This window comes from Microvirga sp. M2 (assembly GCF_047497095.1).
In the GTDB taxonomy this organism is placed as follows: domain Bacteria; phylum Pseudomonadota; class Alphaproteobacteria; order Rhizobiales; family Beijerinckiaceae; genus Microvirga.
This window is the reverse complement of sequence record NZ_CP134063.1, coordinates 3,666,960-3,681,326: the sequence shown is the minus strand read 5'-3', so window position 1 is coordinate 3,681,326 and position 14,367 is coordinate 3,666,960. Positions and strand designations below refer to the sequence as shown.

Here is a 14,367-nt window from a genome sequence, read left to right as displayed (position 1 = left end):
GCCCCTATATGAAGCCTTTGGAAGGTAACTCTCCTTGACCGATTCACGCCGCCTGCTCAGCCCCGAGAAGCGCGAGGACGATGTCGATGCGTCGATCCGGCCGCTGTCGCTGTCCGACTTCACGGGCCAGGCTGCCGCACGCGCCAACCTCCAAGTCTTCATCAACGCCGCCAAGACCCGGGGCGACGCCCTCGACCACGTGCTTTTCGTCGGCCCCCCCGGCCTCGGCAAGACCACCCTGGCGCAGATCGTCGCCCGAGAACTCGGCGTGAACTTCCGCTCGACCTCGGGCCCCGTCATCGCCAAGGCGGGGGACTTGGCCGCCCAGCTCACCAACCTGGAAGAGCGCGACGTGCTCTTCATCGACGAGATCCACCGCCTCAATCCGGCCGTGGAGGAAATTCTCTATCCCGCCATGGAGGATTACCAGCTCGACCTGATCATCGGCGAGGGCCCCGCTGCGCGCTCGGTGAAGATCGAGCTGCCGAAATTCACGCTCGTGGGCGCCACGACCCGCGCGGGCCTGCTCACCACGCCGCTGCGCGACCGTTTCGGTATCCCGATCCGCCTGGAATTCTACACCGTCGAGGAACTGGAGCTGATCGTTCGCCGCGGCGCGCGCGTGCTCGGCCTCAACATGAGCGAGGAGGGCGCGAACGAGATCGCCCGCCGAGCGCGCGGAACGCCGCGCATCGCGGGCCGTCTCCTGCGCCGCGTGCGCGATTTCGCCATCGTGGAGGGTGTGCAGATCGTCTCCCGCGATCTGGCGGACCGGTCGCTGCGCCTGCTCGACGTGGATCCCATCGGCCTCGACCTGATGGACCGCAAATACCTCACCATGATCGCCGGTTCCTTCGGCGGCGGCCCGGTCGGCATCGAGACGATCGCGGCGGCCCTCTCCGAGCCGCGCGACGCGATCGAAGACATCATCGAGCCCTATCTCATCCAGAAAGGCTTCGTGCAGCGCACGCCGCGCGGCCGCATCCTCACGCCCCATGCCTTCAGGCATCTCGGCATCTCCGAGCCCACCCGCGAGACCACGGCGCAGTTCGGCCTGTTCAACGGAGACGAGGATGAGTGAGGCGGGTCACCCCTGGCCCCATCTCTCCGGCCACATGCGGGACGGCGCGCATGTCCTGCCGGTGCGCGTCTATTACGAGGACACGGACTTTTCCGCCCGCGTGTATCACGCGAGCTACCTGCGCTTCCTGGAGCGCGGACGCACGGAGATCCTGCGCGCGGTCGAGGTGGCGCAGTCCGATCTCCATGCGGAGATGGGCGGGCTCGCCTTCGTGGTCCGCAAGATGACCATCGATTTTCTCGGCGCGGCCCTGATGGACGACGTGCTCACCGTGGTGACGAAGCCCAAGGAAATGCGCGGCGCCTCCATGACGCTCGCCCAGGAGGTGCTCCGGGGCGAGGACGTGCTCGTCCGTGCGGATGTCGTGGTCGCGGCCGTCCGCGACGGACGCGCCGTGCGCATCCCGGACAATCTTCGCGCGGCGCTCTCGGCAGGCCGGGACATCTGATCCTGACGGCAGCCCGCTCCGGGAGCGTATCGGCATGCCGCAAGGGGAGGGGGCCCTGGCTCTGCCTCCAGCGCATGGCAGCCCCGGTCCAGCTTGGCTATACGGCTGATTCCAGAGCTGTTTAGCCCCGTCTAAACCAAGCCTTAACCACACCGGGTGCCTAAAAGATCACACTTGGAAGGTCATTGGTCGCCCGCGAGTCCGCGCCCTTATTTTCGACAGATTCACGGGCGAACGAGCAGGGTAACACAACAAGATTTTCCTAGACCCGACTGCGGTGGGCCCTGGGCTCCTCCCAAGGCTGCTCGAAGAGCGAGGACGAGACTTATGAATCCGGCTGATGTGGCCCAGGCTGCTCCTGTGGTGCACGACCTGTCCTTTTTTAGCCTGTTCTGGCAGGCGCATTTCATCGTCAAGCTCGTGATGATGGGCCTGCTCGCGGCCTCCGTGTGGTGCTGGGCCATCATCATCGACAAGACCCTGCTCTACGCCCGCACGAAGCGGGCCATGAATCGCTTCGAGGACGTGTTCTGGTCCGGCCAGTCCCTGGAGGAGCTGTTCCGCTCGCTTCAGAACCGCCCGGCGACCGGGCTCGCCGCCGTCTTTGTCGCCGCCATGCGCGAGTGGAAGCGCTCCTTCGAGGGGTCCGCCCGCTCGTTCCAGAGCCTCTCCCAGCGCATCGACAAGGTTCTCGACGTCACCATCCAGCGCGAAGTGGAGCGTCTCGATTCCCGCCTCATGATCCTGGCCTCCATCGGCTCGGCAGGCCCCTATATCGGCCTCTTCGGCACGGTCATCGGCATCATGAACTCCTTCACGTCCATCGCCGCCTCGAAGAACACGAGCCTCGCGGTCGTGGCTCCGGGCATCGCGGAGGCGCTGTTCGCCACCGCGATCGGCCTTTTCGCGGCCATTCCGGCGGTGCTCGCCTACAACAAGCTCCAGTCGGAGGTGAGCAAGCTGCAGTCGCGGCTCGAAGGCTTCGCCGACGAGTTCTCGGCCATCCTGTCGCGCCAGATCGACGAGCGTCTCTCTTCGTCGCGCGCGGCTTGAGGAGGGCTTTGAGCGATGGCCATGATGGCAGCAGGCGGAGCGGGCGGACGTCGCCGGAGGCGGGCGAAGCGCGGCGGCGCGATCAACGAGATCAACATGACGCCGTTCATCGACGTCATGCTGGTTCTGCTCATCATCTTCATGGTGGCGGCCCCGATGATGACCGCCGGCGTGCCGATCGATCTGCCGGAAACGAAGGCGGCGCCCCTCAACTCCGATGCGAAGCCCGTGGCGCTCTCCATCAAGGCGACGGGGCAGGTGTTCCTGGGCGAGACCGAGCTCACGGACGAGGCCATCGTCGGCAAGCTCGCCGAGGTGTCGAAGGCGGGCTTCGACGAGCGCATCTTCGTGCGCGGCGACAAGAAGGTCGATTACGGGCGCGTCGCCCAGGTCATGGCCATTGTGACAACCGCTGGCTACAAGCGGGTCGCGCTGGTGACGGCAACGGAACAGAACTAGGCGGATCGAGCGCAAGGGGCAGAACGACGTGGCGTTGAAGCTGAAATTCAACACCTCCGAGCCGGGCTTCTGGGTTTCCGGCGGCGTCCATGTGGCGCTGCTGACGGCCGCCCTGATCGGATTGCCCTACGCGACCGAATTCCCCGAAGCGCAGGAAGGCATCCCCGTCGAGGTCATCACCGACAACCAGTTCTCGCAGATCACCAAGGGCGAGACGGATGCCAAGTCCGTGCAGCCCACGCCGAAGCCCCGCGCCGACCGCATCGCTGACAAGACCGAACAGCGCGCTCCCGGCGAGGAGAAGCTCGATACGCCCGCGCCTCCGAAGCGCCCCGAAGACATGAAGGTCGCCGACGAGGAGGCCGCGGCGGCGGCGGCCGCCGCCGCCAGGGCCGCAGAGCAGAAGGCCGCGCAGGCCAAGGCGGAGGCGGAGAAGAAGGCGGCCGAGAAGGCCGAGGCCGAGGCCATCGAGAAAGCCAAGATCGAGCAGGCGAAGGCCGAGGCGGACGCCAAGGCGCGCGCCGAGGCCAAGGCGAAATCCGAGGCCGAAGCGGAGGCCAAGCGCGTCGCCGAGGCAAAGGCCAAGGCGAAGGCCGAAGCCGAAGCGAAGGCCAAGGCCGAGGCCGAGGCGAAGAAGGTCGCGGAGGCGAAAGCCAAGGCCGAGGCGGAAGCGAAGGCGCGCAAGGAAGCGCAAGTCGCCAAGAAGCTCGACATGGGCGATCTCAAGCAGTTCCTCGACAACAAGCAGAAGAGCCAGTCCAGCGGAGCCACCGGAGCGGAGGTTCAGAAAACCGCTTCCCTCGGCACGGCGACCGGGACGGCCGCGAAGCTCAATCCGAGCCAGCGCGACGCGCTCATGGGGATCCTGCAGGAGCAGATCCGGCGCTGCTACACCGCGCCGATCAGCGCGTCGGGAAGCGACGGAACGCCGCCGATGCTCGATATCCGTCTCAACCAGGACGGTTCGCTGGCGGGCGAGCCGACCGTTCTTCGCGCAGGCAGCAGCAGCACGGACCAGGCCGTCGCGAGTGCCGCCTTGCGCGCCGTGCGCCGCTGCGCCCCCTACCGCGTACCCGCCCAGTACATGCAGTTCTATTCGGACTGGAAAATTCTCAACGTCCAGTTCGACCTTTCCTGATCTTTAAGCCCATTACGCTTGAGACACGACATCATGATCAATCGCCTCGTCTCCCGTCTTCTCCTCGTCCTTTCCATCATCGTCCCGATGGCGGCGCTCGCGCCCGCGGCCCAGGCGCAGCTCACCTTCCGGGTCGGTCCCGGCGGCCAGTTCCAGCCCATGCCGATCGCCGTCGCCGATTTCTCGGGCGAGGGGGACCTCGGCCAGCGCGTCTCCGGCATCATCTCCAACAACCTGCAGCGGTCAGGCTATTTCGTGGCGCTCGACAGGTCGCGCTTTCCGGAGCGCCCGTCCTTCGATGCGGCTCCGCGTTTCGACGCGTGGAAGATGGCAGGCGCCCAGGCGCTCGTGACGGGCCGTGTCTCGCGCGATCCGTCGGGCCGGCTGCGGGCCGAGTTCCGTCTCTGGGACATCGATTCCGGACAGCAGCTCACCGGCCAGCAATATGTGACGGACGCCAATTTCTGGCGCCGCGTCGGCCACATCATTTCCGATGCGGTCTATACGAAAATCACGGGCTTCGGCGGCTTCTTCGATACGCGCGTCGTCTTCGTCGAGGAATCCGGTCCGAAGGAGAACCGGCACAAGCGTCTGGCCATCATGGATCAGGACGGCGCCAATGTGCGCTACCTGACGCAGGGCGAGAACACCGTCGTGTCGCCCCGCTACTCGCCGGTGAGCCAGGAAATCGCCTACATGTCGCAGGCCGAGGGCCAGCAGCCGCGCGTGCAGGTGATCAACCTGGAAACCGGGTCGCGCCAGATCGTCGGCAACTTCCCCGACATGACCTCCAGCCCGCGCTTCGCGCCGGATGGGCAGCGCATCGTCATGAGCCTGCAGCAGGGCGGCAATGCGAATATCTACATGATGAATCTCGGTTCGCAGGCGACCACGCGCCTCACTTCGACCGGCGCCATCGATACCTCGCCCTCGTTCTCTCCGGACGGGTCGCAGATCGTGTTCGAGAGCGACCGTGGCGGCAAGCAGCAGCTCTACGTGATGGGGGTCGACGGCTCCAACCAGCGCCGCATCTCCTTCGGCGACGGTTCCTATTCGCAGCCGGCCTGGTCCCCGCGCGGCGACTACATCGCCTTCACCAAGCAGCATTCCGGCGGCTTCGCCATCGGCATCATGAAGCCCGACGGCTCGGGCGAGCGCATCCTGACGGAAGGTTTCCACAACGAGAGCCCCGTCTGGGCTCCCAACGGCCAGTACATCATGTTCTTCCGCGATCCGGGCGGCCAGTCGGGCGGCAAGCTCTACATGGTGGACATCACCGGCCGCGTGGAGCAGCCCGTGCCGACGCCGTCCTTTGCGTCGGACCCGACCTGGTCTCCGCTGCTCAGCGAGACACGTCAATGAGAACGAGAAAGGGGCGCTCCGGCGCCCCTTTCTCGTTCGTTCAGGCGTGCAGCGGTGCGCCCCCGGTCAGATCGTCCTTCCTGCTGCGCAGCTTGAAGGCGAGCACGATGAGCGCGATGCCGAAGACGAGGGCATAGGCCCCTAGCCACCAGGTCAGGACCACGGCGCCTACGAGAGGGGCGACCAGGAGCGCCACGCCGAACAGAACCGACACGAGGCCGCTGAAGATCAGCCAGCCGCGCCCGAAGGCCGGATCCAGCTTGAAGGCGGCAACGATCATCAGGATGCCGGTGATCAGGGACCAGACGGCCAGCAGGGCGACGAAGAACACCACGGTCAGGCCGGGCATGAGGAAGGCGACGGCGCCGACGACGATGTCGAGGATGCCTTCCAGAATCAGCAAACCCCAGCGCTCGTTGCGGGAGGCCGCGCGAATGCCCGACACGATGCCGAACACGCCGTCGACCAGCATATAGGCCGAGAAGAACAGCACGAAGGACAGGAGCGTCGCGCCCGGCCAGAAGAAGGCGATGAGCGCGAAGATGACGGCGAAGACGCCGCGCAGCGCCACCGCCCACCAGTTGCGCGCGAGCAGCGCGCTCATGGATTCGGCACGGAAGAGCGGATCATAGGAAGGTGAGCTGGAGGTTCCGGTCGCCATCGTCGTCTCCTTCGATCAGGCCTCCTCAACGGAAGGCATCCTATCAATGCCGAGCTTGGTGGCAGGTTTCCATTATTTCCCAGTGGAGGCAGCCTCGTCCTTGATTTTACTCAATCGCCTGCGGATTGCGAGCTTGCGTCGCCTCAGGCGCACGCGCCGTTTCAGGTGCAGGGAGCGGATCAGGAGCGCAAGGCCGAACCAGATGAGGCCGATCACGATGGGCGAGACGATCACGACCGGGAAGACCGTGACGGCCACGGCCAGCGCCAGGAGAGCGCAGCCGATGATCGCGATGCTGCTGGTTTCCGTGGCGGTGAGCGAGCGCGCCCCCATGGCCTTGCCGATGCTGCTCGACAGCGCGAGAGCGCCGGCGGCGAGCCTGCGGACGCCGCCTCGCTTGAAGCGGGGGCTCCGCCTGGAGCGCATGTTGCGTGCGCGCCTGCGGCGGGAATACGAGCCTGGGACGATCTCGGTGGCGTTGGCGAGGTCCTCCAGATACATGGCCTCCATCTGACCTGCGAAGCCGGCATCCTCGACGATGACGTCGAGTTCCCAGTTCGTCGCCCAGCTCGCGAGGTTGAGATTGGTGGAGCCCACCCGGGCCCAGCGCCCGTCCACCACGGCGGTCTTGGCGTGCAGCATCGAGCCGTTCCACTCGAAGACCCGGATGCCCGCCTCGATGAGGGAGCGGTAGCCCGCGCGCACGATCGGCTGCAGGGCCGGCACGTCGCTCGAGCCCGGCACGAGCAGGCGCACGTCGACGCCGTCGCGGGCCGCCTCGCCAAGGGCCTGCACATAGGAGGTGGTAGCGACGAAATAGGCGTCGGTAAGCCAGAGATTGCGCTGGGCCGTGGCTGCGATGAACTGGTCGACGCGGTAGGTGCGGAACATGCCGGGCTCGCCGCTGATGAGCCGCGCGGCCACGGTGCCCGCATGGGGAATTCCGTCGGCCTGAGGCAGGTCGGATTTCGGAATGGGCCGCATGCCCGCGAGCACCCAGCTCTCGGCGAAGGCCTCGTCGAGATCGGCCACCATCGGGCCTTCCACCGAGATCCCGGTGTCGCGCCAGGGCTCGGCCTCCTTTCCGCCTTCCCAGCTGTCGGAGATGCACAGGCCCGACACGAAGCCGATCCGGCCGTCCACCGTGATCAGCTTGCGGTGGTTGCGCCGGATCCAGAACGGGTCCGTCAGGCGGGGCGGATTGAAGACCCGGGCCTCCACACCGGCCTCGCGCAGCCGCCGCCAGAAGGCCGGGAGGGCGCGAAAGGACGATCCGAGCCAGTCGTAGAGAACGCGGACCTTCACGCCCGCGCGGGCCCGTTCCATGAGGGCCTCCGCGAACAGGCGGCCGGTTGCGTCATCCGCAATGATAAAGTTTTCGAAATGAATCACGGCCTGAGCCGACCGGATCGCATCCAGCCAGGCCGGGTAGTTCTCCTTGGAATTCCTGAGCAGCGCGACCGCGTTGCCGTGGCGCAGGTCGCTGTCCGCGATCCGCGAGAAGGCGCGCTCCATGCGGAGTTCGTCCAGGGCAGCGCGATAGGGTTGAGCCGACAGAACGGGCTGGTTCGTCATGAGATGCATGACCTTTCAACGCATAAGACCGGCATTCGGCTCATGAGCCGTTCAGGGAGATCCGGATCAACTGTCACGATCTGTTAACCTTAAGCGCAAGTTCCACAACTTGGCCATAATTCACCTTAATTCCCGGCTGCCTCCCTTAAGGTTGACGGAACCCTCCCTTAACCATCCGCCCGATATGAAAGACACAACGTTCGGCAAACGTGTGTAAGGAGTATTGCCAATGATGTCGCTGCGCGCCGTCAAATTCGCCGCCGCCCTTGTCCTCGCCCTTGGGGCAGCGGCCTGTTCTTCCAATAAAGATGGCATGGCCGATGGATCCGGCGGCTTCGGCGCCGGTGGTGCCGCGACCCCCGGCAGCGCCCAGGATTTCGTCGTGAATGTCGGCGATCGCGTCTTCTTCGAGACCGATTCGACCGATCTCACCCCCACGGCCGTCTCCACCCTCGACAAGCAGGCCCAATGGCTGCAGCGCTATCCGAACTACGCCTTCATCGTGGAAGGCCATGCGGACGAGCGCGGCACCCGCGAGTACAACTTCTCGCTGTCCGCCCGCCGCGCCCAGACCGTGCGCGACTATCTGATCTCCCGCGGCATCCCCAGCAACCGCTTCCGCACCGTGTCCTACGGTAAGGAGCGCCCGGTGGCCGTCTGCAACGACATCTCCTGCTGGTCGCAGAACCGCCGCTCGGTCACCGTGCTCGGCGGCGCCAGCTCGTAAGCCCCCGGGGCAGGTTGTGAAACAGCAGAGCGCCGCCACATTATCGCCGTGGCGGCGCTTTTGTGTTATCGGGACTCCTCGCATCCGACCCCATACGGTATCCAGCATGTTACGACGAATCCTTGTCTTTTTCACTCTGGCTCTGGCCTGGGCAGGTCCTCTGGCCTCGGCAGGTCCTGCCGCCGCGCAGGACGCGGCCGATGCCATCGTGCGCATCAACCGGCTCGAGAACCAGATGCGCCAGATGTCCGGCCAGCTCGAGCAGCTCCAATACGAGAACCGCCAGCTGAAGGATCAGCTCCGCAAGTTCCAGGAGGACGTGGAGTTCCGCTTCCAGGAGAGCGGCGGCCGCGGCGGCTCCAAGGCTTCGCCCTCGGCCGCGCCGGCGCCTCGCCCGGTGCAGCCGCAGACGACGCCCCAGCGGCGCAGCGACGTGTTCGATCCCTCCCAGGATCCCTATGCCCCGGGCGCTCCGCGCCCGTTGGGCGCCACCCCTCCCTCAGCGCCCCTGGCCGGCACTGAGATGGGCGGGCAGGGCGAGCAGTTCGCCGGGATCGGCGATCTGATCGAGGAGGAGGACCAGACGGCGCCCGGCGGTGCGATCAGCAGCGGGATGCCCCTGCCTCAGGGCGCTCTTCCGGGACGGCCCGGCCCGAGCGTGGCGGCGACCAGCACGGGGGATCCCCGGGCCGATTTCGATGGGGCCTACGCCTCCTTTGCCCAGAAGGACTACGACCAGGCCGAGATGGGCTTTCGCCGCTTCCTCCAGTCGAACCCGCGCGACGGGTTGGTCCCGGAGGCCACGTTCTGGCTCGGAGAAACCTATCTGCAGCGTGGCCGCTACCGGGAGGCCGCCGAGCAGTTCCTGAGCGTCTCCGCGGATCATCCGAGCGCCGCCAAGGCGCCTGATTCGCTGCTTCGCCTCGGCATGGCTCTCAACGGGCTGGGCGCCCGTGACCGGGCCTGCGCCGTTTTCGCCGAGCTCGACCGCAAGTATCCGCAGGCCTCCGCCAATGTGCGCCAGGGCTCCGACCGGGAGCAGAAGCGCAACAAGTGCACCTGATCCGGGCCGACCAGTCGAGCACCCGCACCGTGGCCGCTCCTGCGCCTGACGATCCACTCCCGATCGACGATCCGGAGCTTCTCTTTTCGAATTTGAGCCACGCCACGGGCATCCTGGCGGCCGTTTCCGGCGGCCCCGATTCCGTGGCCATGATGCATCTGCTCGCCCGCTGGGGCTCCGAGCGCCGCCCCCCTGTCCTCATTGCCACGGTCGATCACGGCCTGAGGCCCGCAGCCGCCGAGGAGGCGGCCTTCGTCGGCCGCGAGGCGGCGGGCCTGGGTTTCCCCCATCGCACCCTTGTCTGGACGGGCGAGAAGCCGCGGACCGGCCTGCAGGAGGAAGCGCGCGAGGCGCGTTACCGCCTGCTCGTCCGGCAGGCCCGCGAGGCGGGCGCGTCCCACCTCGTCACCGCCCATACCCTGGACGATCAGGCCGAGACGATCCTCATGCGCCTTGCCGGAGGATCCGGCCTGAAAGGCCTCAAGGGCATGCGCCGGGAGCGGGACCTGGACGGGATCGTCCACGCGAGGCCGCTTCTCGATCACCCCAAGGCGTCTTTGCTCGATCTCTGCCGGCGGAACGGCTGGCGATTCGTGACCGATCCGTCCAATGCGGACGAGCGCTTCGCCCGGGTGCGCTGGCGCAAGCTGCTGCCGCTTCTGGCCGCGGAGGGGCTGACGGCCGACCGGCTGGCGCTCCTGGCGCGGCGGGCGGGTCGGGCGGACGAGGCCCTGGACGCCAAGGCGCGACAGGCGCTGGAGGCCGCGGATCCTGTCGCGGGCAAGGGGGGCGAGGGGACCGAGGAGGCCGAGAGGACCGAGGGGACCGAGGGGACATTGTCCTTCCGGGCTGCCTGCCTCGCTGAGGAGCCGTTCGAGATCGGCCTGCGGATTCTGGAGCTGTCCCTGAGCCGGATCGGGCTCGAAAACAGCCGCCTGCAGCGCCTCGAAACCTGCCTGGAGCGCCTGCGGGCCGCGATCCCGGCCGGGAAGGGGCTGCGCATCACGATCGCGGGGGCGCTCCTTCGTCTCGACCGGACCGGACGCGTGAGCCTGAGGCCGGAACCGCCCCGTTCACGAGGCCGTTAGCCAATTCTCTTAGCCAAGAGCGCCGGATGATGCCGTATGCCCGCCGCATTCCCTTGGCAAGGGAGAACGGTGTGCCTACATTGAGTTTAGCCGCATGGGGGATTTTGTGTCTTTTCCATGCTTCATCTCCCTCTGGGGCAGAACCTGATCCGATGAATTCAAATTTCCGCAACTTCGCCTTGTGGGTTGTCATTTTCCTGCTGGTCCTGGCGCTCGTCACTCTTTTCCAGAGCCCGGGCCATCGGGGCGGCGGCAGCGACATCGCCTATAGCCAGCTTCTGAACGATGCCGATGCCGGGCGCATCACGAGCGTCATCATCTCCGGCCCGGAGATCAGCGGCACCTATAACGATGGCCGTACGTTCTCGTCCTATGCGCCGAACGATCCCACTCTGGTCTCGAAGCTGCAGCAGAAGGGCGTGCAGATCACGGCCCGTCCGCAATCCGATTCGACCCCCTGGTTCATCGCCGTCCTGATGAACATCCTGCCCATCGCGCTTTTCATCGGAGCCTGGGTCTTCCTGTCGCGCCAGATGCAGAACGGCGCCGGCCGCGCCATGGGCTTCGGCAAGTCGAAGGCGAAGCTTCTGACGGAGGCGCATGGGCGCGTGACGTTTGACGACGTGGCGGGGATCGACGAGGCCAAGGAGGATCTGCAGGAGGTGGTGGAGTTTCTGCGCGATCCGCAGAAGTTCCAGCGTCTGGGCGGGCGGATCCCGCGCGGCGTGCTGCTGGTCGGGCCGCCCGGCACGGGCAAGACGCTGACGGCGCGGGCGGTGGCGGGCGAGGCCAATGTGCCGTTCTTCACGATTTCGGGCTCGGACTTCGTCGAGATGTTCGTGGGCGTGGGCGCGAGCCGGGTGCGCGACATGTTCGAGCAGGCCAAGAAGAACGCGCCGTGCATCATCTTCATCGACGAGATCGACGCGGTCGGGCGCCATCGCGGCGCCGGCCTGGGCGGCGGCAACGACGAGCGCGAGCAGACCCTCAACCAGCTGCTGGTCGAGATGGACGGGTTCGAGGCCAACGAGGGCGTGATCATCATCGCGGCCACCAACCGGCCCGACGTTGCTCGATCCGGCGCTGTTGCGGCCGGGCCGCTTCGACCGCCAGATCGTGGTGCCGAACCCGGACGTGACCGGGCGCGAGAAGATCCTGCGGGTGCATGTGCGCAAGGTGCCGCTGGCGCCGGACGTCGACCTGCGGGTGATCGCGCGCGGCACGCCGGGGTTTTCCGGGGCGGATCTGATGAACCTGGTCAACGAGGCGGCGCTGCTGGCGGCGCGGCGGGGCAAGCGCATCGTGACGATGCGCGAGTTCGAGGACGCCAAGGACAAGGTGATGATGGGGGCGGAGCGGCGCACCCTGGTGATGACCGACGACGAGAAGCGGCTGACCGCCTATCACGAGGCCGGGCATGCGATCGTGGCGCTGAACGTGCCGGCGACCGACCCGGTGCACAAGGCGACGATCATTCCGCGCGGGCGGGCCCTGGGCATGGTGATGCAGCTGCCCGAGCGCGACAAGCTGTCGATGAGCTTCGAGCAGATGACCTCGCGGCTGGCGATCATGATGGGCGGGCGGATTGCCGAGGAGATGATCTTCGGCAAGGAGAAGGTGACGTCGGGCGCGCAGTCGGACATCGAGCAGGCGACGCGGCTGGCCCGGATGATGGTGACCAAGTGGGGGTTTTCGCCGGAGCTGGGCACGGTGGCCTATGGCGAGAACCAGGACGAGGTGTTTCTGGGCATGCAGATGGGGCGCCAGCAGAACGTGTCGGAGGCGACCGCGCAGAAGATCGACTCGGAGGTGCGGCGTCTGGTCGAGACCGGGCTCAACGACGCGCGCACGATTCTGACCGAGAAGCAGCATGATCTCGAGGCGCTGGCGCGGGGGCTGTTGGAATACGAGACCCTGACCGGCGAGGAGATCCGCAACCTGCTCGACGGGCAGCCGCCGGTGCGCGATGCCGGCGGCGACACCGCCGCCCCGGTGCGCGGCTCCGCCGTGCCCTCGACCCGAACCGGCCGACCCAGAGAAAACGACGGGGGCATGGAGCCTCAGCCCCAGGCCTAACCGAACCCAGGCCTAACCGAACCCGGGCCTGACCGAAGCTGGCCCTTGGGTATTACCCAGAACGCTCGCCTTACGGCGAGCGTTCTTTTTTGTTTACCTGACCCTTCTACTTTCAATCCGACAAGAGGATCATCCCCTCTTGTAACAATTGCTCATCACTTGTGATGAGGCTTGGCAGGGCGAAGTCTTGACCCGGATTGGAGGGGGGTGCTTTGAAAAAAACAAAGCGCACAGCCGCGAAACGAAAAGCGGAGATTAATCCCATGCGGAAGTACTTTGGGACCGATGGCATCCGGGGGCGGGCCAATGGGATCATCACGCCCGATCTGGCCCTGCGGGTCGGCCAGGCGGCGGGCCTCATGTTCAGGCAGAGCGGCGATTACCGTCACCGGGTCGTCATCGGCAAGGACACGCGCCTGTCCGGCTACATGATCGAGAACGCCCTGGTCGCAGGCTTCACCTCGGTGGGCATGGACGTGCTGGTCCTGGGCCCCATGCCGACGCCGGCGGTGGCCATGCTCACGCGTTCCATGCGCTGCGATCTCGGCGTCATGATCTCCGCCTCGCACAATCCCTACGAGGACAACGGAATCAAGCTCTTCGGCCCGGACGGCTTCAAGCTCAACGACGATCTCGAAAAGCGGATCGAGGCTCTCATCGATTCGGACCTCACGGCGCAGCTCGCAGGCTCCGCCGCCCTGGGTCGCGCCAAGCGCCCGGAGAGCATTCACGCCCGCTATATCGAATTCGCCAAGCGCACCCTGCCGCGCCAGGTCGATCTGGAAGGCATGCGGGTCGTCGTCGATTGCGCCAACGGAGCAGCCTATAAGGTAGCGCCCGAGACCCTGTGGGAGCTCGGCGCCGAAGTCGTGAGCATCGGCGTGGAGCCCAACGGCTTCAACATCAACCACGAGGTCGGCTCGACCGCCCCCGAAGCCCTGGTCCATAAGGTGCGCGAGCTGCGCGCCGATGTGGGGATCGCGCTCGATGGCGATGCGGATCGCGTCCTGATCGTGGACGAGAAGGGCCAGAAGGTCGACGGCGACCAGCTCATGGCCGTCGTCGCCCGGTCCTGGAAGGAGGACGGGCGCCTCGCTCAGCCGGGGATCGTCGCGACGATCATGTCCAATCTGGGCCTTGAGCGCTACCTGAACGGGCTCGACCTCAACCTCGTGCGCACCGCCGTGGGTGACCGCTACGTGCTCGAACACATGCGCGCGCACGGCTACAATCTCGGCGGCGAGCAATCCGGCCACATCATCATGTCGGATTACACGACCACCGGCGACGGCCTCGTCGCGGCCCTTCAGCTGCTCGCCGTGGTCAAGAACATGGGCAGAACCGTTTCCGAGGTCTGCCACTGCTTCGAGCCTCTGCCGCAGATCCTCAAGAACGTGCGCTACAAGTCCGGCGCGCCTTTGCAGGATGCCTCCGTGATCAAGGCCATCGAGGCGGGCCGCGAGCGGCTCGGAGCGGCCGGCCGCCTCGTCATCCGCCCCTCCGGCACGGAGCCGGTGATTCGCGTGATGGGCGAGGGCGACAATGCGGATCTCGTCACCCAGGTGGTCGACGACGTGGTGGATGCGGTGACCCGGGCCGCCTCCCAGGTCGCCGCCTGAGGGCGGGAGCCGGATTT

12 protein-coding genes and 1 pseudogene are annotated in these 14,367 nt (G+C 66.5%); 11 read left to right on the top strand and 2 right to left on the bottom strand.

All coding sequences use genetic code 11. The features are described 5' to 3' along the window. Window positions 1-34: 34 nt before the first annotated feature. The 6 genes from ruvB to tolB all read left to right on the top strand — a co-directional run bounded on the left by ruvB (window position 35) and on the right by tolB (window position 5,541). Window positions 35-1,081 (top strand): Holliday junction branch migration DNA helicase RuvB, encoded by a 1,047-nt coding sequence (gene ruvB / locus RE429_RS17480; RefSeq protein ID WP_414471969.1) that lies wholly within the window; start codon window positions 35-37, stop codon window positions 1,079-1,081. Beyond that, window positions 1,074-1,529 (top strand): tol-pal system-associated acyl-CoA thioesterase, encoded by a 456-nt coding sequence (gene ybgC, locus RE429_RS17475; protein WP_414471968.1) that lies wholly within the window; start codon window positions 1,074-1,076, stop codon window positions 1,527-1,529. The genes ruvB and ybgC overlap by 8 nt, the downstream gene beginning before the upstream one ends. Before the next feature lie 327 nt (window positions 1,530-1,856). Then, on the top strand, window positions 1,857-2,582 hold the full coding sequence (gene tolQ, locus RE429_RS17470) for a protein TolQ (RefSeq protein WP_414471967.1): 726 nt from the start codon (window positions 1,857-1,859) through the stop codon (window positions 2,580-2,582). A gap of 24 nt (window positions 2,583-2,606) precedes the next feature. Next, window positions 2,607-3,041, top strand: a complete 435-nt coding sequence (locus RE429_RS17465) for an ExbD/TolR family protein (protein ID WP_414474238.1) — start codon at window positions 2,607-2,609, stop codon at window positions 3,039-3,041. 34 nt (window positions 3,042-3,075) lie between these two features. Continuing rightward, window positions 3,076-4,179 (top strand): cell envelope integrity protein TolA, encoded by a 1,104-nt coding sequence (gene tolA, locus RE429_RS17460; RefSeq protein ID WP_414474237.1) that lies wholly within the window; start codon window positions 3,076-3,078, stop codon window positions 4,177-4,179. Window positions 4,180-4,266: 87 nt separating this feature from the next. Further along, window positions 4,267-5,541 (top strand): Tol-Pal system beta propeller repeat protein TolB, encoded by a 1,275-nt coding sequence (tolB, locus tag RE429_RS17455; protein ID WP_370439371.1) that lies wholly within the window; start codon window positions 4,267-4,269, stop codon window positions 5,539-5,541. Between the two features lie 40 nt (window positions 5,542-5,581). Here tolB and RE429_RS17450 read toward each other — a convergent pair whose 3' ends face one another. Continuing rightward, window positions 5,582-6,202, bottom strand: a complete 621-nt coding sequence (locus RE429_RS17450; protein WP_414471966.1) for an HdeD family acid-resistance protein — start codon at window positions 6,200-6,202, stop codon at window positions 5,582-5,584. A gap of 72 nt (window positions 6,203-6,274) precedes the next feature. After that, on the bottom strand, window positions 6,275-7,777 hold the full coding sequence (locus tag RE429_RS17445; protein ID WP_414471965.1) for a phospholipase D-like domain-containing protein: 1,503 nt from the start codon (window positions 7,775-7,777) through the stop codon (window positions 6,275-6,277). Window positions 7,778-8,006: 229 nt separating this feature from the next. Between RE429_RS17445 and pal the strand changes: the two genes are divergently transcribed. The 5 genes and pseudogenes from pal (at window position 8,007) to glmM (ending at window position 14,350) form a co-directional block, all read left to right on the top strand. Then, on the top strand, window positions 8,007-8,504 hold the full coding sequence (gene pal / locus RE429_RS17440) for a peptidoglycan-associated lipoprotein Pal (protein WP_414471964.1): 498 nt from the start codon (window positions 8,007-8,009) through the stop codon (window positions 8,502-8,504). A 106-nt stretch (window positions 8,505-8,610) separates the two neighbouring features. Beyond that, complete coding sequence (gene ybgF / locus RE429_RS17435) at window positions 8,611-9,567, top strand: tol-pal system protein YbgF (protein WP_414471963.1); 957 nt, start codon at window positions 8,611-8,613, stop codon at window positions 9,565-9,567. Beyond that, window positions 9,558-10,655 carry a tRNA lysidine(34) synthetase TilS gene (gene tilS / locus RE429_RS17430; RefSeq protein WP_414471962.1) on the top strand — a complete coding sequence of 366 codons (1,098 nt, stop codon included), beginning with the start codon at window positions 9,558-9,560 and terminating at the stop codon, window positions 10,653-10,655. The genes ybgF and tilS overlap by 10 nt, the downstream gene beginning before the upstream one ends. Window positions 10,656-10,807: 152 nt before the next feature. Further along, window positions 10,808-12,731: pseudogene (gene ftsH / locus RE429_RS17425) on the top strand (ATP-dependent zinc metalloprotease FtsH). Window positions 12,732-12,994: 263 nt separating this feature from the next. Then, complete coding sequence (gene glmM, locus RE429_RS17420; protein ID WP_414471961.1) at window positions 12,995-14,350, top strand: phosphoglucosamine mutase; 1,356 nt, start codon at window positions 12,995-12,997, stop codon at window positions 14,348-14,350. Window positions 14,351-14,367 lie beyond the last annotated feature (17 nt).